The following is an 18,372-nucleotide window of genomic DNA, read 5'->3' on the forward strand; positions in this document are numbered from 1 at the left end:
ATAAATTCATCCTCTATATTCCGATTTTGAAGCAAAGAAATTTAAATCTCAGCAGCTCCCAATAAAGGATGGCATTCATCTTTCTGAGATAGTATAGGCTTAGATACGGGCCAATCAATTCCGAGCGCAGGATCACTCCACAAAATACCTCGGTCATGTGCTGAAGAGTAATATTCATCAACTTTATACAAGACTTCCGTGTTTGGTGTTAATGTGCAAAAACCATGAGCAAATCCCTTTGGGACCAATAATTGCTTCTTATTATATTGGCTGAGAATTACTCCTACCCACTGCCCAAATGTTTTCGAATCACGTCGAATATCTACAATGACATCATAAATAGCACCAGCAACAACACGAACTAATTTAGTCTGAGCTTTGGGGGATAGTTGATAGTGCAAACCACGAAGGACGCCTGGTTCAGCAGATAATGAATGATTATCTTGAGTGAATTCATAATTAATTCCTAAGCTGTTCATCACATTTTGATTGTAACTTTCCATAAAAAAACCTCGGTGATCCCCATGAACCACCGGTTCAATAAGCAGAGCACCCTTCAGTTTTAACTCATGTACTTTCATATTATTAACCCCCCTTATAATTTTAATTTCCCAAACTCGTCGCTGAATATTTTTTCTTTGGCAAGTTCATTGGCTTTAGCAAGGGAGACATGTGTACCTGCATCGGTCCACCAACCTTGAAGAATGTCGAATGTTAGCTCACCTTTTGCAATGTATGCATTGTTTACATCCGTGATTTCCAATTCACCACGTGCTGAAGGTTTGAGAGTTTTGACAATATCAAAAACGCTGTGATCAAACATATAAATACCTGTTACCGCATAATCACTTTTGGGTTTTTGAGGCTTCTCCTCAATTGAAACAATTCGATCTCCCTGTAATTCTGCAACACCGAAGCGTTTTGGATCTTCTACCTGCTGCAAAAGCAATTTAGCACCTGACACTTGATTACGGAAGTTTTGAACATATGGAGATATGTCATCTTCGAATACATTATCACCTAGAATAACAAGCATTTGATCGTCTCCCACAAATTGCTCTGCTAGATCCAACGCCTGGGCGATCCCGCCTGCTTCGTCCTGCACTTTATAGGTAAAAGTAACCCCCATTTCCTTTCCACTTCCTAAAAGGTTCACTACATCGCCCATATGCTCTTTACCTGTGACAATAAGTATGTCCTGAATATCAGCTTGTTTCAGCTTATATACTGCATGAAAGATCATTGGATATTTTCCTACCGGAAGAAGATGCTTATTTGTAACCTTTGTTAATGGGTATAACCGTGTTCCAGTTCCCCCTGCTAATATTATTCCTTTCATAATAGCCTCCTAGGTTTAGTGTTATTTGATGTTCTTTTTAATGTCTTTGTAATCCATCCGCTTCTGTTTAAATTGCAAAAAAGAGTTTGCAATAGTTCTAGAATAATACCAAAAGTTTATTATAGACGAATTCTTAAGTATCTCAAAGAATTGTACAGGCCAATTTTGAGGAGAAGGAGCCAATTTATTGAGAACATTATTTTTTCTGCACGATTTAAAATAGGAGCCCAGCACTGTCTTCACTTCTTTGTCTACCACGTCATTTAATGTCAAAAAAGTATTATTGCCGTGCAAGCGATAGTAATAATACGTAGTCTCAACAAATAAGGGCTCTGATAAAAGCAAACACCTTAGAGCAAAGTCCCAATCATGACAATATTTCAAATTTCGGAATCCATTCAGCTTATCGAAAATGTCTCTGCTGAATAATATATTTCCTGTTGAAATAGCAGTGTTGTGAGGTATCAAAGACCACCCTACACTGGGAAAGTTTTTTATCGAATTTTGAGTATTAATGAAGCTTATAGCCTGGTCGGATACAGTGCTAATATCATTTCCTTCTCCATCAATTACTTTAATCCTCGAGAAAACGAAATCTGAATCTGAACCGAATAAATGTTTAATTAATTGTGTTATCCGATTTGACTCAAACAAGTCATCCGCATTTAGTATTGTTACATATTCTCCTTGTGAGACCCTTATACCTTCATTAATTGAATTGTGAGCACCTTGATTTTGATCGTGCGAAATGAATTTTATGCGATTATTAAATCTTTCCAAAAAAGCTTCACTATAAATCAGTTCATTTATGATATGACAACTGTTATCTTTCGAGTTGTCATCAATCACCACCAATTCAAGCTGATCGTATGTTTGCTCATAAATGGATTTTAAGGCAGCCTCAATATATTTTTCATAATTATAAGACGGCACAATAACACTAACTAAAGGCGTATCTTGATTATTCATATTTTTCTCCTCAAATATTATCGGATCCGGGATGCTCTCTTAGTTACCTCTAGATATTGATGCCCATACTTTTGATCTGGCTCTAAGTGTGTACCTTCAGCCCATTCATTCCATGCGTTAACAAAAATCATTTGTTCCGAATCTTGACTAAACCTCCGAGTATAATCAACCAGGCCTACCAACCATTTTTCATACTCTACAGGATTCGCATAGTGAAAGACATTAGCTGCACTTTTTCTTCTTGCTGTATTATCCCAGCTTAGCATAGTACCTCTAAACCATGTAAAGTCCCCAGCCTTCTTTTTCTGAAGTGAACGATCTACCACTTCTCGATAATCGTAAATGTTTCCTGAGAAGTCAGAAACCAGCTCATTCATAGTTTTAGAAATTTCGTTGGCATAAACACCATGCGGCGGAAACTCGACTGCTGAATCACAACCGTAGATCGTTGGATCTACTTGACCAAAGGACTGTACCATGCATACATGAAGATTTGGGATGCCTTCTTCTTTACACTTTTCTTTCCATGTATGGACTGTTGCTTTCAGATTAGGAAACAATTCAGCTCTGTAAATCAACAATATGGGGTCCTTACCATCAATACGGATATATCTTTTGTCCTTTAAAACAGGAATAACTTCTTCAATAAATCTGTTATCTGAGTCTTCATCGTGCACTTGCTTCATAAGCATTTCTTTCTCTTGGCCATCCCATCGCCTTGTCCAACTCTCGTTAGCCCAACAAATACAAAAAGGAAAATCCAAATCTTTATTTTCCAATAGAGCATTCATTGGCTTCTCTAAAAGCCTCTTGCCATCGAACCAATAATAATAGTAACAAAAACCAAAAATATCATATTTTTTAGCAAGTTCTATTTGACGTTTCTGAATGTCACTATCCTCAACCAAATTGTAATATCCTAAATCTGAAGGAACATGCGGTTGATAATGTTCCTTGAATAAAGGTGTCGCCTTACGAACATTTCTCCACTCTGTAAACCCTTCTCCCCACCACTCATCATTCTCTGGAATTGCATGAAACTGAGGCAAATAAAAAGAAACAATATTTGTTGTTTTGTTTTGGTTTTCCGGCCAAGCGGATGCTGTAGATCTTCTGTGATAACTAAACTCAGAAATATGTTTTACTTTCATTGCACTTGCAACTAGTTCTTCCATAAAAGAATCATAGTCCTTAACATCATGCAAAACCTTTTCTTTAAAAAGTGTGGACTGAACCACAATAAATGATCCAGCTAACTTAGAATTTAACTTTACGGAAGTTAAATGTTCCTCTTTATAGAAAGGAGCAAAATGATCACCGTTATCAAGGAATCTGTCTTCATTTGTAAAAATCAAGTCTTCACTATCTATAGAATTTAAAGCTAAATGGTGTAATGTATTAATAGATAGAAAATCCTCTTGTTCCAATACCGTAATATAATCCCCTTGTGCAATCTTACTAGCCTCTCTTACCATATCTAAAAACATACTATTAGCAGTATGAATAAACTGAACTTTGCTCAAATCAAAGCCACTCGTAAATTGTTTTTCAACAATCTCTTCCCTTGAAATTATAATTACTTCAAAATTGGAATACGTTTGGCTAGTTAAAGAACTTAAACAAAACTCCAGATAGGCCTGATTTAATTTGTACACGGGAATAATGATAGAGAACAAATGTCTGACAGGGTATTGAACGTTGGTAATTTGGGTGCCTTCCTTATACGTGTATGGTTCAAATCTCCCAACCTGATTATCATTCCTATTTGCCATCAATGTGATAGCCCTATTCCACATCCACTTAAATCCGTTTTGCCTCCATTTTTTAAACATTTTAACAAACAAATTGGAGTTATTTCCCGAATTTAATTCTTTGTAGCTGTGAAAAGCCTGATTTAAGATCGAAAGCACTCCAACCTTCTCTATAACAATCCGTTGTATGTAAAATACGCCGGGAGAGTCACCAGGATCCAGTCTCAGAGACACTACATCTTGCTTAAACTCAAAAGGCCTGCCATTCGAATTCTGACGATCTAGCTTTCCGATGATGCAAGAATTATCTTCACTAAAACCGGCCCCATAGTCGATATACAGCTTAAGAAACCTCAATGATTCCGAAGAACCTTCACAATTAATCTTATACCAACCTTTTTTAAACGAACCCTTCAAATAAATCTGAGGGTCATTACCAAAACTTTCCCACTTATCTCCATTTTTATTGATATCTAATAAATTAACGACTTCCATCTCTCTCAATTAAATCATTCCTTAAAATATAAAATTTATTATTTATCCACGCTTTTCCGAAGAATTCTTTTGTAAAAAAGACGAATTTTCCACCATCTTGTGCTTGTTATATCATTTATAGTTTGCTCTCTACTTGTCAACAAGCATGTTAGTTCTTGCATTTGCCGTTGTAATCCATGAATTTCTTGATGCAATGAGCTTATTTCCTGATTTGACGAATCCAATTTATGATTTAAAACATTGATTTTTTCTACTTTGTCACTAAGATTTTCTTTTACAATACTTAAGTTCAAACCCATTTCATCTAAAGTGTCTAGAAGCTCATTTTTCTCAACTACCAACTCACTGATTTTTTCTTCTTGAGCGGACAAATTGCTCTGATTTATTAAAATCTCATTCTGAAGTAAGTTATTTTTCTTTTGAACTTCCTTCATTAAACCTTCTGGGAATTCCTCAATATAGACAATTGAAAACTCTATCCTTTTGTATTCCTTTTTTTCTACCTGGTAATATATTTGCGGGTCATCATCAAGAAAAACATAGTATCCACCACCTGCCCAATCAGCATTCGAAGAGAATTCTCTAATTTGTACTATGTTATCTTCAAGATCTATTAATCTCGCTTCCCCAATACGTACAATTCCTCTGCCTTCCATTGGATCAAATCGGACACAACTAATCTGACCCTTCTGGGTTAAATCACAAGCAATCGTCTGATCGGGTTCAGCTATCTCAAAATACATGCTTTTATCTTCAGTAAGTTCTTGATTTGCACTTATAAAAATTTGAGCTGTATATTCTGCTGGTTCGATAAACTTGAATTGGACTGCCTTTTTTAGATATTTTTGCAAAAACAGCAGTTCTTTTTCAGTTCCGACCCTATCTGCGAATTTATTAGCCATATCAATGTAATCTGGAATCTCCCCCTGTGAGACCCCGACATAGGAAAACATATCCTCAATGGAAATAAAGCTCTGCAAGCTGGCATAATGGGAATAATAGAAACTATTAATCGCCCTAAACTTAATGAAATTTAGAGGAATCGGAAACAGATACACCCACTCGTAATCAATGATACTAAGCTGGTTATCATCACCCAAAAGTATGTTATCTAGATTAAGATCAATGTTAGCAATGGTAAAACTATTCAAACCTAATAGTTTACTTTTTTCTCCAAACACACTGATAAACTCGGGTGTATTACTAAATTCACAATAATGACCTTCTGCAACGGTCTCCAAGAAATCAGTAAACAAACCCAGTATTTCGTATACTAGATCTCTTTGCTTATTTATCACTGCTTCAAGAATCAGTTGGTCTAGGCTTTTACCTTCTAAGTACTCAAATAGTACTGACCCTTTCTCATAAGAAAGCGGTTTGACAAGTTTACTAGGCTGGTATACAGCTTTAAGTAACTCATAGTTTGAATAAATCCGCTTAATATGATCCACTGCTCGATCTGTTAATGCAGTTTTGGAAACATACATAAATTCATCTTGATGTATACTTGTTTTTATTTGATATTCAGGAGCACGTTCGCGACTATATTTTGAATAAATAGTTTCCATATCTTAACCTCCTCTCCTCATTTAACTTGAACAAAAAACGAGAAATGAGTTTGAAAAAGTAGGAAATAGCTGGTTATTGATGATGTTGTCCGTGACCGATTCCTCATCAAACAGCACCACTCTATTTTGGTCGTAATTAGTATTTCTGCTCCTTAATTCACCCACACAAGGCAGTCGCTTATCTGAATAGAGTTGTGTAGGCATCTTATAATCAGGAAACGGATAATAAAATTTCATTTCACCAAATCCCGAATTATAAATCAATTTTTCTATTTCCAGCTTTGAGAAAGTGGCCATCCCCCTGTTTGAAGGATAATTTTGAAGACTGTCAAAAAAATCACCTGTATGATCTTCACGACTTCCTGCCCAATATTTAAGACCTAATTTATTTTCGATGGCTATAATAAGAACACCATCCCTTTTAAGGAATTTTTTGATATTCTTCAAAAACGTAACGTAGGGTGAGTTAGTTTCCGTATATAAAGCTGCGTACTCCAAAACACCTATTAAAGTAATATAATCAAATTTTTTATCGAGTTTAATATCATTTAAATTCCCTATCACAATTTCGAGATTACTCTTGTCTGTGTGACGATTCGCGTTAATCAACGCACGTTTCTTTGATAATTCTATGCATGTAACACTCTTTGACTTGTCACATAGCAGACCTGTTAAAGCTCCACAACCTGCACCTATTTCTAAAATTTCACTTTCCGGTCTAAATTGATACCACTCTAACAGATTGTGACGAGTAGGAGAAAAATGATACAAAATCGGCCATCGGTTATCTTTTCGAAGAACTTGACCTAAATCGCGGCCATTATACACCATGTCCAATAGTTCATCTTCTATTTTTCCATCAGAATAGCTATCTTCACCATTATAATAACTATAGTTCATTTTCACACTTCCAATATACTCAATCATCTTGCCCCTTCCTTTCGAAATCTGAAATGAGGATCGTTGAGTTCATATCAAAGAAGCCCACACTATTCTTATTAGATATAACGTGAAGATTCATAATATCGTACAATCTATGAAAAACAACAAAGTCATTCCCTTCATAGCACGTGCAACCTAATGAAATTAAGTAGTCTCCACCTTGAAGATCATTGTTTTGGGTGAAACTAATTTCGATAATTTTCCCAGGTACTACCTTGTCAATATTTACAGATTCTAACATCGTATTCGTGCCCGTTATTTCCGTTCCTCTGGCATCCTTGATGCTAAAGGCAAAAATAGGATCTCTTATGTCGTTATTGAAGCGAATTCTCATTTTAATTTTAAAAAACTTTCCTTTCAAAACTACATTCGTTAAATCATTATTGTGATCAAAAATGGCGAAATCTAAAATTTCAGCTCGTTTGTCACCATATTCCGAATAACCTGGATTAATATTAAGTTTATCTTTCCATATTTCGTTATTATCCCTAGTATGTTTAGATAATGAAGATTCACTACTATTATTGGTATCATACATACCAACTAATATTTTCTTATATATATCAATCATAGGGCCGGGTAAACCTTCTTCAACGATTTCGCCTTCGTTCATTACAATTACACGTTCACAATATTTCATAATGCTGCTCATATCATGAGTAACAAAGAGAATTGTTTTACCTTGCTCTTTAAACTCTGAAAATTTCTTGAAACACTTTGCTTGAAAAAAAATATCCCCCACAGACAATGCCTCATCCACAATAAGGATTTCCGGTTCAACATTAATCGCAACCGCAAAGGCTAACCTAACAAACATTCCACTAGAATAGGTTCTTACAGGCTGGTAAATAAAATCACCGATATCCGCAAACTGAATAATATCATCCATTTTAGCATCCATTTCTTCTTTACTGAATCCCATCATAGTACCATTCAAATACACATTTTCGATCCCTGAAAAATCCGGATTAAATCCTGCACCTAGCTCTAACAAAGCAGATATTTTCCCACGAACCTGGACGTCTCCAGTAGTAGGCGATAACACACCTGTTACAATTTTCAGCAAAGTGGATTTCCCTGATCCATTTTTTCCGATAATCCCTACTGATTCACCTTTATTAATTTGAAATGAAAGGTTATTCAAAGCAAAAAATTCTTTATGATAACTTTTTTTCATTGGATGAAGCGACTCTTTTAACCGATCTGAGGGATTAGAGTACAACTTGTATATTTTCGTCAGTTCTTTTACATCTATTATTGGGGTCATCATAGTATCTCCTACACGAATCATTTTATAAAACATCTGCAAAATGAGGTTTTAATTTCTTAAATATGACTAAGCCTACTGAAAGAAAAATTACGCAAACAATCCAAAAATAGAGAGTTTGAAAGGGTTTTTCCCAGAACCAATTGTTATACAAAAAGGTGTCTCGAAATCCCTCAGCAATATAGTAGAAAGGATTTAGCTTAAACAGGAATTGATAGTTAGCTGGAGCAATATCCAAGCTCCACACAATAGGAGTTAGCCAAAAACCAATTTGTATTATCACAGAAACGATTTGTGCAATATCTTTAAAAAACGGCAGTATTGACGCGGTTATAAAGGTTACACCTAATAGTAAAACAACTGTACAGACAACGTAATATATTAATTGCAACCATGATAAAGTGGGCATAACTCCATAAATAAATAAAATAGCTATAAAAAATACAACAAAAAATAAATGTATAAATAGAGCCGAAAAGATTTTTATAATTGGGAGTATACTAATTTTAAATACAACTTTCTTGACTAAAAAGCTATACTCGGAAAAACTCAATGTTGCATTCATAAAGGCTTCTGAAAAAAAGAACCACGGCACCATTCCACAGATCAGCCATAATACAAAGGGGTATCCCTCCGGTGTACTACCGCTTCTAAATCCAATTGCAAAAACAAACCAATACAGCAAAATTGTTATAACTGGATTTACAAATGCCCAAATAGCTCCAAAGTAGGATCCCTTAAATCTTTTGTTAAAATCATTTTTTGATAGATCTATAATCAGTCTTCTTTTAGAAATGTACTCTTTCAAATAGCTCACTGCTCAAGCATCCCCTAACTAATAACTATATCATTGATATTTGTTTTATAAATTTCAACTAAACAACATTCTATGCTAAAATATTGACGTATCTACAAGAAAAGGAGATTGTAAACCTTGTCGAATCCAGTATACGGGAAACAGGCCAAAACGTCGACCCGTGACGATAAAAGGCCGGCTATATTATGGGTGTTAATTGTTGGGATTATTCTGTTTTTAGCTTGGGCCCCCTTCCAGGCTGCACTTTTTAATGGGCAAATGCTCGATTTTGAGAAGCCTCTGTATTGGGCTTTGATCATCAGCACGATTCTGCTGATATTGGGAATCGTAACCTATTATAAGAAATTCAAATTGGAAGATCAAAGAGACTGGTTGGCGGTGCTTGTTATCTTACTTCCGCTGACGTTCGTGCTTTCATTGATTTCTGCTGCTTCTCATTATCTCGCGATGAACATGGTAGTGGTGCAGTGCATTTATGCCTCGTTCTTCATCATTACATTGTACGCCTTGCGAGATCGGTTGAGCAACCAGATCATCCAAACCGCGATTATGACCGTAGCTTATATTATTATAGGCTTTGGCCTCATCAACTGGTTTGGACAGTGGGTATTGGCCGGACGACTCGTGGATTGGTTCTCATCAATGGTAAGCGGTAATCGCTACGTTGATGCCATAAAGGTAGATTCTAACGGTCCGCGTCTCACATCCGTCTTCCAGTACGCGAATACATATGCGGCATTTTTAATGGCGTTTTTGTTCGCAGCTATCTTTTGTCTGATGAAGTCGAAGACGTGGTATGGTAAAGCGACTCACGCCTTTATGTTGGTGCCTATATTGGTATCACTGTTCCTGACACTTTCACGTGGTGGACTCATTATGTTGCCAATCGTATTTGTTCTTTTACTTCTGTTCTTTAAGCCAGCACGGCAAATATTATGGCTTTTGCATTGCGCAATTGCGGGTGTCGTTTCGCTTGCTATTTTGAGCCCTATTACAAATTGGGGATTACAGCTGAATCAGACCTACAACGGTGCTGTGGCTGCTAAAGGCTGGGGACTGCTTCTTGGGGCTTCCTTGGTGACTGCAGTTGTTCTATGGCTTATACAAACCTCTCTGGGATCTCGTTTGGAAAAAGGGATGCAAGGTCTAGCCTCACGTAAACTCTCTAATCTGTGGCTGCCTGTTGGCTCTGTGGTCGTGATTGGTGTAATTGCGTTCCTGCTCATTGGTACAGGACTACGAACTTTTCTACCAGCCAATGTAGAGACACGTCTGGAAAATATCAACTTCCAACAGCATAGTGTGCTGGAACGTATAACCTTTTATCGCGATGCTTCCAAGCTAATTGCTGATTATCCGTTGATTGGCGCAGGTGGCGGCGGTTGGGCTACGCTGTATGGAAAATATCAAGACTATGGCTACACAAGCGCACAGGCACATAACTTTTTCATGCAGTATCTGGTAGAGGCCGGTATTCTTGGATTCATTATTTTTATGGCGTTTATCCTTTATATTTTCTATAAATACATTAAAGGTTACATCAAGAGCGATGAGGAAAAGCGGGATAGCCACTTCCTTTACCTGATCTTGGCAATGTCCATTTTGCTCCATAGTCTATTGGACTTTAATATGAGTTATGTGTTCATGGGTATACTCGTGTTTATTGGACTCGGGGGTATGGCTGCAGCAATGGATGCACAACCTGTAAAACGCTTGGTGATGAAGCCTGAAGGTTTCCGTCCGATTTATAGTATCGTTATTGGTGTTCTCAGTATTGTGCTTCTGTTTGTAGGGCTGCGCTTTGCACAAGCCAGCAATGCTGCCTGGGAAGCAAAAGCGCTGGAAAGCAGCAATTCGTTCGAACAACGACAAGCTGCTTATAATAAGGACTTGAATCTACGTCCAACTCATATTGATTCAATTGTCGGTTTGTCTAGTATGTATTATCAGGTCTACAAGCAAACCAAACGCGAAGAGTTCTATACAGGCGGTATGACCATTGTTGATTTGGGGCTGCAGGCAGAACCGTATAATAGAAATATGCTGTTTATCAAAATGCGACTGGAGCAAGCTAAAGGAAACAATGACAAGGCATTTGCCATTTTGGAAAATAACCGTGCTAACTTCAACTGGGATCTGGATTGGCATAATCTGCTGATTACCCAAGCGTTTGAATTTGGTAATAAAGCTCGTTTGGCGAAGGATACAGTTCATGAGAAGAAATATTTTGATGCCGGGATGAGTGCTTATCAGCGTATTCTGGATGGTATGGCTCATTTGAAGACATTGCCTCCTACTCAGATTACAGGCCGGTCTTGGGAGATCACGCCATCGATTGCGTTGAATGCAGGTAAGATTCAATTTGTATCGGGTAAGCCCGCAGAGGCTGCTAGCATCCTGAAAAACGGTCTGAAGGACGATTTGAGTGATGCTACGAATCGTGAGGTCGCCCGCTATTATATCGCCGCTCTGCAACAGCAGGGACAGGATGACAAAGCATTGTACGATAAGCTGATTAAAGCTGATCCGAAGGAGAAGGAGCAAATTACTCAGTTAAAATCGGAGAAATAGTATAGAAAAAGAGACTATCAGATGATGTTATATCATCCGGTAGTCTCTTTTTTATTTGGAGAAAGAGTGGTTTGATGAGATGTTTATTTTTGTTGGTCAATATCTTCAATAACCTGTCTCATATAAGCCAGTACTTCATCCTTGATTTCGTTATGCTGCAAAGCATAATGAATAGTAGTTTCAATGAATCCCAATTTCTCGCCAACATCATGGCGATTCCCGTCAAATTCGTAGGCCAGGATCGGATTCTTTTCTCCCAGTTTGGACAATGCATCCGTCAACTGAATCTCCCCGCCTACTCCCGCAGATTGCTGACCCAGGATATCAAAAATATCAGGCGTCAAGATATAACGTCCCATGATCGCCAAGTTGGAGGTTGCTTCTTCCTTCTTTGGCTTTTCTACCAATCGTTCCGCTTCAGAGATTTTGGAAGTAAGTGCATGACCTTCTACTATGCCATAACGATGTACCTCGTTCCAATCCACTTGTTTTACACCTACAACAGAACGCTGATACTCATCGAACACGTCTATCATCTGTTTGAGGCACGGATTCTCAGACTCAACGATGTCATCCCCTAAAAGGACGGCAAAAGGTTCGTCACCGATAAACTTACGTGCACACCAGATGGCATGCCCCAACCCTTTGGGTTCCTTTTGACGAATATAGTGGATATCTGCCATCTCCGATGGTTTACGCACTTCATTGAGCAGATCCCATTTTTCCTTCGCAGTCAAATTATGCTCCAGCTCAAAGGAGTAGTCAAAATGATCCTCAATCGCCCTTTTACCTTTACCAGTAACGATAATGATATCCTCTATACCAGATGCAACAGCCTCTTCAATAATATATTGAATTGTTGGTTTGTCTACAATGGGAAGCATCTCTTTAGGCATCGCTTTCGTAGCAGGAAGGAACCGAGTCCCTAATCCCGCAGCAGGAATAATCGCTTTACGGATTTTCATAGGTTAAAACTCCTTTGTCTTCAATATAACGGATAGATAACTGTCTATGATTATAACAGGAAGATAGATGAATTTTATAGGTTAAAGAAGAAGACATCTTCCCTTAAAGAGAACATGTCTTCAATCTCTACTTACTATATGATTATATTATGCTTCTAAAATCTATTTGGCTCCTGAACAAATATACAGTTGTTTACTTCACCAGCTGCCCACGTGTAACACCCAACTGATTCGTCGCTTTCAGCGTCTTCCATACTTGTGTTCCACTGATTTCTCCGCGCAGGGCACGGTTATAGAGATCAATAACCTCATGCACTTGCTCCGGTGTCTCCTCCAAAAATTCCACGCGGTAACGGGACACGCCCAGCTCCAGGAAGTTGGACAGATATTCCGCGCCGGATTGCTCAATCGCGTTGTACACCGTGTTGCGGCAGCCTTCGTCCACACGGACTGGATGAGACATACCAATTCGATCACGCAGGGATGCGCGATGGTCCTCACATGGACGTCCACAGTTAGTGTAGTCGGTGCCTTCACTCATAAAGGTACAGTATACGCAATGTTCAGTATGGAACATGGGCATATGCTGCTGGATCACGATCTCCAGCTTATCAGTACGTGTACGTCTGAGCATATCGACCATTTGCTGAATGTTCAGATCGTACGAAGGCGTAACCAGGTCGCAGCCGGAATCCAGGAACAGATCAGCCGCTTTATGGTTGGCTATGTTCAGCGAGAAGTCACCAATCAATTGCGGGTGATGTGCGTCCGGGTTCTCCAACCGATGTCGCAAGTAGAAATACAGTGCCCCTGGATTGCGTACCAACACAGCATCCGGCTTCAAGCGCAGGATGTTGTTGTGGTAGCCATTTTCACCCGGCATGTGAATACGCGGGGTCGCCAGCGCAATTCGGCGGCCTGCAGCGTGCACAGCCTCTACAGCTGCCGGGAATTGCTTGATGAACTCGAAGTCGGCGTAGATGAATTCCACGCCGGCCTCCAGCGCAGCCTCCACCTGAGGGAGGCTGCGGCACAACGCGGTCAGCTCTGCCTGACCGCGTGCCACAGACGATGCCGGAGTCGATGCATCGTCATACACCTCGACCGTCCGCTTCGTGTACACGGGCGGTTTGGGGCGCTCGCCCGCGAGCAGTTCCACCGCCTGGCGGCGGATACCGTTCAGCTCGCGCATCGGCACGATGACGTCCCCATGCAGATGGACGTCCAGTTCTTCCAGCTGGAACACCGTTCCGCCCAGTCGGCCGAACTGCTCTTCGAGCAGTTCATGCGTCATCGGACGCTTCTGGGCAATTTCGAGTTCCAGCTCAGAGTCCACGCGGACCGTTGTGCCCTTCTGCACGTCGGTCCACCATGTCGACAGCGGCTGCCCTGGGGAGCCGCTGACCCGCACATGTACCGGGAAGACCCGGTACGGCTTGTCGGTGTCGTACGACTGGCGCAAACGCTTGTCCAGCGCTGGGTCGTTGGTCTTCCAAATGCGGTCGCCCACGTGCACACGGCGCAGATCCACATCGTTGCGTCCCGCTACGATATCGATGATCCAGCCTTCCCCGGCTTCGCCTTCAATCTTCACGCCCTTGCGGCGGATATCATATACGCGTCCGCCTTCTTCTTTTTGCGTGGGATCTCCCGCATCGAATACAATCCCATCGCCACGCTTGAGCGGAGCATCAATACGGCACACTACGCCATCACGAAGGATTTGTTCCACTCGGCCCAGATACACTCCCCGGCTTTTCGGGAATGTACCGTCAACCAGCTTCTTGTTATTGGTCCCTTCGAGAAAACCGTGCGTAAAGCCGCGTGAAAAGCTCTGCTGCAGCTCGCGGATATCTTCTTTGCTGGTCTTGGACGTATCGCCATCAAAATACTTATCAATGGCCTTGCGGTACTTGCTGACCACATTTGCCACATATTCAGGTGTTTTCAGTCGCCCTTCAATTTTAAAAGAAACAACACCCGCGTCGATCAGTTCAGGCATCAAGTCAATCGCTGCCAGATCCTTAGGTGACAGCAGATACGTCACATCTGCCATTGGTTTCTGCTCTCCGTCCACCATTAGATCGTAAGGCAAACGACATGCCTGTGCACACTCACCACGGTTAGCAGAGCGGCCGCCCCACATTTCTGAAGTCAGGCATTGACCAGAATAAGATACGCATAACGCTCCATGTACGAATACCTCCATTGGAAGCCTCGCCTGATCGCCTATCTTTTGGATCTGTTTCAGGTTGTTTTCGCGTCCAAGCACGACCCGTTCCATATTGTAGGGTTTTGTAAACTCTACCGCTTCCGGCGAGGTAATCGTCATTTGGGTAGAACCATGAATCGGAAAATCCGGTGAAATGTCGCGGATCATTTTCACCAGGCCCATATCCTGGACAATTAAAGCATCGACTCCAGCATCAATACAGGCATCGACCAGCTCCTTAGCGTCCTCCAACTCGTTTTCAAATACCAATATATTGAATGTTAAAAAACCTTTAACCCCATAGCTATGCAAAAACGCCATAATTTCAGGCAGTTCCTCCATGCGGAAATTATTCGCCCGTGCTCGTGCGTTGAACTTTTCCACCCCGAAAAAGATCGCATCAGCCCCGTTTGCCACCGCCGCACGCATACAATCCCAGTCACCGGCTGGTGCCAGAAGCTCAACATCTTCTCTTCGTACTGCTGATTTCATTATTGCCCTCCCCATATGCTGAAAACGAATGATCCCCCGAGGAATAATCGTTGTTTTCAGGGCAGCTATGCTGCTTACTTGGTAATCTCATGGATGTTCCATAGACTCATTCCAAAGCTGATCATGTTTAGTCAGGGGAATGGAAGCCTACTAAGAATCATATTTTAAATCCTATCCGTCTCTATCATCTTGTCCGATCATCCACACACTGAACCATCGGTTCCTCGCGTGAATTACATCCAACTCAAAAAATCCGCATCACAAACATCTGCGGCAGAATCATTCTTATCTTGTAACTAATCTAGTGTACCAGACTGCGACCTCAGCTTCTACACTTTCCAAGCGATTCCTTTAAAAAATAATACTAAAAACACCTCCAATCCCGTCAAGCGGTGCTTTGGAGGTGAGTCATCCTATCATTAACTAGGCAAACCTATACTTCGCAAGCATTTCTCCCCAGGGTGATATTCCCTTCTCCCTGAAGCCTGTTTTACTATATAGCTTTCTAGCTAGTTCATTGTCTGGTTTATACCCAATCATGATAACATCCGTCCTATCACTGGCTTTCCTTATTTCGTCGATAACCAGCAACATCGCATTGTAGCCATAACCTTGACCTTGAAATCTTTCGTCAATCATAAATCGGTAAACCCAGTAATTTCCGTCATCCGGGTCTAAACCATACATTGTAAAACCAATTAATTCGTCATCATTATAAATTGCTTTAGATAAAAATCCATCTAAAAACTGACATTCCGCAATCGAAAAAAGGTTGGATACCATAAATCTTTTTTGCTCAGGTGTCGGTTCAAGTTCGGCACATGCTTCCCAATTATGTTTGTCGACTGCTTTTAGCGTAATCATTTTGGATTCCTCCTATACGGGGAAATCCGTATAGACTTCCCTAGTACTTACTTCACTCATTATAAGATTGGTGGTATTTGGCGGGCGCCAGTGAAGCGGGCCATTTGAATCCGAAAAAGCGTCAGCGATCGTAGGCTCAAATGGCACGCGTAGCGCTTCCCCCACAACCTCGCTAATCTTTTACCTACACCTTCTACTTCACAAAATTAAACGAATTTAACGTCGAATCCAGTGCGTTAGACTGTACAGCCGTGTTGTTCGCATCATTTAATGTTGTTGTCACAGTATACGTTTTTCCGTCACGTTCCAAAACCAATTGGTGGCCTGTGTAGCCAATGCCTTCCTCTATACGATGGAATGTAAAGGACACTGCCGGAACACCAGCAAACGTTACGTCCTTAACTTCCTCAACTTTGAGGTTTTTGTAGTTCTTTGCTTGCTTATCATAGAAATCCTTAAGCTGGGATACCGTTAGTTCAAATGATTGGTCGTTGTCGATTTTGATGGAAAAACGTCCTCCAGTAAACTGGTACTCTACATCGCCCAATTCAAATTGATCGCTAATCGCGGTCCAATATCGTGGGATATTCACCGTATATTCATAGGCTTTTGACGTCTTTTTGACCGTTTTCGTTTTGTCCGTCAAATAGTCGTCTTCTTCCAACTGTCCAAAGTTACTTGCTACGGTTTGAAAATCGATTTGAAGCGAGGAAATGAGCGCATTGAACTGATCATTTCCTTTGCTTACTTTTTCAGGCACTGCGTATTCAGCCAAATAGCGGTATCCATTTTGCTGAATCAGCACATTGTACTCTTTGACCCATCCATCGCCAAAATTATAGCGGTACTCCTGTACTAATCCTTGAACGCCTGCAACCTCCAGCGGATACGTCTTCTGTGCCTCATAAGCCGTAGACACAAATGAATCGCTCAGCCATTTTTGCAGTTGCTGGCCCCAGTTCTCCAACTTTCCATCCGCTGGAGCCGAGGTTATTTTCATGCGGAAGCTCGATCCATCATTACTTTCATATTGCATCCGTTGATCGTCCATTTTCCAGCCTGCGGGTATGCTGAGTGACACGCCGTAGTCTGGATTCCCGGCCTCGCGTGTGCCTCCTACGACAGTGGACAAGTCTTTAATACTTTTATCCTGCGCATTAAAGGAGGTTTTGAAGGAATTTAACAGTCCCGCATACTGGGCCAGATCTTTATAATTCGTTGCTTTAGCATCGGAAAAATAAACTACATACAATCGTCCGTTGTCATAGTACTGACGATTTTCCCACAATACGCCGTCCCCATCCTTCGTAATGACACGAGCATAAGGTACCTTCGCTTTCGGGAAGGATTTTCGATCGATCACAGTTTCTCCCGTTTCCTTGGCTGCCTGCACTAATTGTTGCAACAGATCGTCCGCATTCAGTGGAACCGGCTGTGACGCTGTGTGCACCTCCATATAGTAGGCACTGTTCTCATCCATAAAAGTGGAGATACTCTCATCTCCACCTCCCTGACCGATGACGAGACCTGTTGGATAGTTCATAGACCAGCCATAGTAACTGTTCCCGATCTGCGTCTTGCCCTCATCATTATCAATATTCGGTGTCTCTTCAGCTACCGTGCCCGCCTCTTCTTGTGCTTCCATCCGAATAATGATTCCGGCGCCGTTCTTCTCCAACTTACCGCCAAGCCCTTCTGCTACTTGACGCAGAGGCACCATGAGAATACCGGATGACATTTCCGGTGGAGCTGGAAGTGTCACCTTGTGACCTCTCACCCAAGCAGTACGGCTACCAATGGTCAGCGATACAACATGAGTTCCGCTAGTGATTTTAACCACATTATCTTCAGCCAATCGAATTTTGCTGTTAAATGCCTTTTTAAAAATACCAGCTGGAACCATCAGTGCACCACTTTTTGAATATGGCTTCGTAATATTGGTATTATGGCCGTTCACGATGGCTCTATTGCTGCCGCTTTGCAACCGCAATTCCAGCATGGTTTTATCATGATCTGCTGCAACTGCTGGCAAAGCGGAAAGCAGAAGGGACAATGCGACAGCGCCGACCCCCAGCTTACGCATCATTTTTCTTTGAATATGCTTCACAGTAAATCTCCCT

13 protein-coding genes are annotated in these 18,372 nt (G+C 40.8%); 1 reads left to right on the forward strand and 12 read right to left on the reverse strand.

Annotation, left to right across the window (positions count from 1 at the left end):
* Window positions 1-41: 41 nt before the first annotated feature.
* The 8 genes from rfbC to ACWGXJ_RS22335 are packed head-to-tail and all read right to left on the reverse strand — an operon-like array spanning window position 42 to window position 9,148.
* Window positions 42-581 carry a dTDP-4-dehydrorhamnose 3,5-epimerase gene (gene rfbC, locus ACWGXJ_RS22300; protein WP_452567607.1) on the reverse strand — a complete coding sequence of 180 codons (540 nt, stop codon included), beginning with the start codon at window positions 579-581 and terminating at the stop codon, window positions 42-44.
* A gap of 14 nt (window positions 582-595) precedes the next feature.
* Window positions 596-1,339, reverse strand: a complete 744-nt coding sequence (locus ACWGXJ_RS22305; RefSeq protein ID WP_452567608.1) for a sugar phosphate nucleotidyltransferase — start codon at window positions 1,337-1,339, stop codon at window positions 596-598.
* 21 nt (window positions 1,340-1,360) lie between these two features.
* Window positions 1,361-2,308: a glycosyltransferase family 2 protein gene (locus ACWGXJ_RS22310; protein WP_452567609.1), complete on the reverse strand. Its 948-nt coding sequence runs from the start codon at window positions 2,306-2,308 to the stop codon at window positions 1,361-1,363.
* Between the two features lie 17 nt (window positions 2,309-2,325).
* Window positions 2,326-4,554, reverse strand: coding sequence for a glycoside hydrolase family 99-like domain-containing protein (locus tag ACWGXJ_RS22315; RefSeq protein WP_452567943.1), 2,229 nt, complete (start codon window positions 4,552-4,554; stop codon window positions 2,326-2,328).
* Between the two features lie 38 nt (window positions 4,555-4,592).
* On the reverse strand, window positions 4,593-6,122 hold the full coding sequence (locus ACWGXJ_RS22320; RefSeq protein WP_452567610.1) for a coiled-coil domain-containing protein: 1,530 nt from the start codon (window positions 6,120-6,122) through the stop codon (window positions 4,593-4,595).
* Window positions 6,123-6,143: 21 nt separating this feature from the next.
* On the reverse strand, window positions 6,144-7,049 hold the full coding sequence (locus ACWGXJ_RS22325; protein ID WP_452567611.1) for a class I SAM-dependent methyltransferase: 906 nt from the start codon (window positions 7,047-7,049) through the stop codon (window positions 6,144-6,146).
* Window positions 7,042-8,355 (reverse strand): ABC transporter ATP-binding protein, encoded by a 1,314-nt coding sequence (locus ACWGXJ_RS22330; protein WP_452567612.1) that lies wholly within the window; start codon window positions 8,353-8,355, stop codon window positions 7,042-7,044. Before ACWGXJ_RS22330 ends, ACWGXJ_RS22325 begins: the two co-directional genes overlap by 8 nt.
* 1 nt (window position 8,356) lies before the next feature.
* Window positions 8,357-9,148, reverse strand: coding sequence for an ABC transporter permease (locus ACWGXJ_RS22335; RefSeq protein ID WP_452567613.1), 792 nt, complete (start codon window positions 9,146-9,148; stop codon window positions 8,357-8,359).
* 117 nt (window positions 9,149-9,265) lie between these two features.
* Between ACWGXJ_RS22335 and ACWGXJ_RS22340 the strand changes: the two genes are divergently transcribed.
* Window positions 9,266-11,719 (forward strand): O-antigen ligase family protein, encoded by a 2,454-nt coding sequence (locus ACWGXJ_RS22340; RefSeq protein ID WP_452567614.1) that lies wholly within the window; start codon window positions 9,266-9,268, stop codon window positions 11,717-11,719.
* A gap of 83 nt (window positions 11,720-11,802) precedes the next feature.
* Here ACWGXJ_RS22340 and galU read toward each other — a convergent pair whose 3' ends face one another.
* The 4 genes from galU to ACWGXJ_RS22360 form a co-directional block, all read right to left on the reverse strand.
* On the reverse strand, window positions 11,803-12,684 hold the full coding sequence (gene galU / locus ACWGXJ_RS22345; RefSeq protein WP_013312210.1) for a UTP--glucose-1-phosphate uridylyltransferase GalU: 882 nt from the start codon (window positions 12,682-12,684) through the stop codon (window positions 11,803-11,805).
* Window positions 12,685-12,877: 193 nt separating this feature from the next.
* Window positions 12,878-15,388 (reverse strand): U32 family peptidase, encoded by a 2,511-nt coding sequence (locus ACWGXJ_RS22350; RefSeq protein WP_185156289.1) that lies wholly within the window; start codon window positions 15,386-15,388, stop codon window positions 12,878-12,880.
* A gap of 423 nt (window positions 15,389-15,811) precedes the next feature.
* Window positions 15,812-16,252: a GNAT family N-acetyltransferase gene (locus ACWGXJ_RS22355; RefSeq protein WP_061829971.1), complete on the reverse strand. Its 441-nt coding sequence runs from the start codon at window positions 16,250-16,252 to the stop codon at window positions 15,812-15,814.
* 193 nt (window positions 16,253-16,445) lie between these two features.
* Window positions 16,446-18,359, reverse strand: a complete 1,914-nt coding sequence (locus ACWGXJ_RS22360) for a stalk domain-containing protein (RefSeq protein WP_452567615.1) — start codon at window positions 18,357-18,359, stop codon at window positions 16,446-16,448.
* Window positions 18,360-18,372: the final 13 nt, after the last annotated feature.

The organism is Paenibacillus sp. S33, assembly GCF_053615415.1.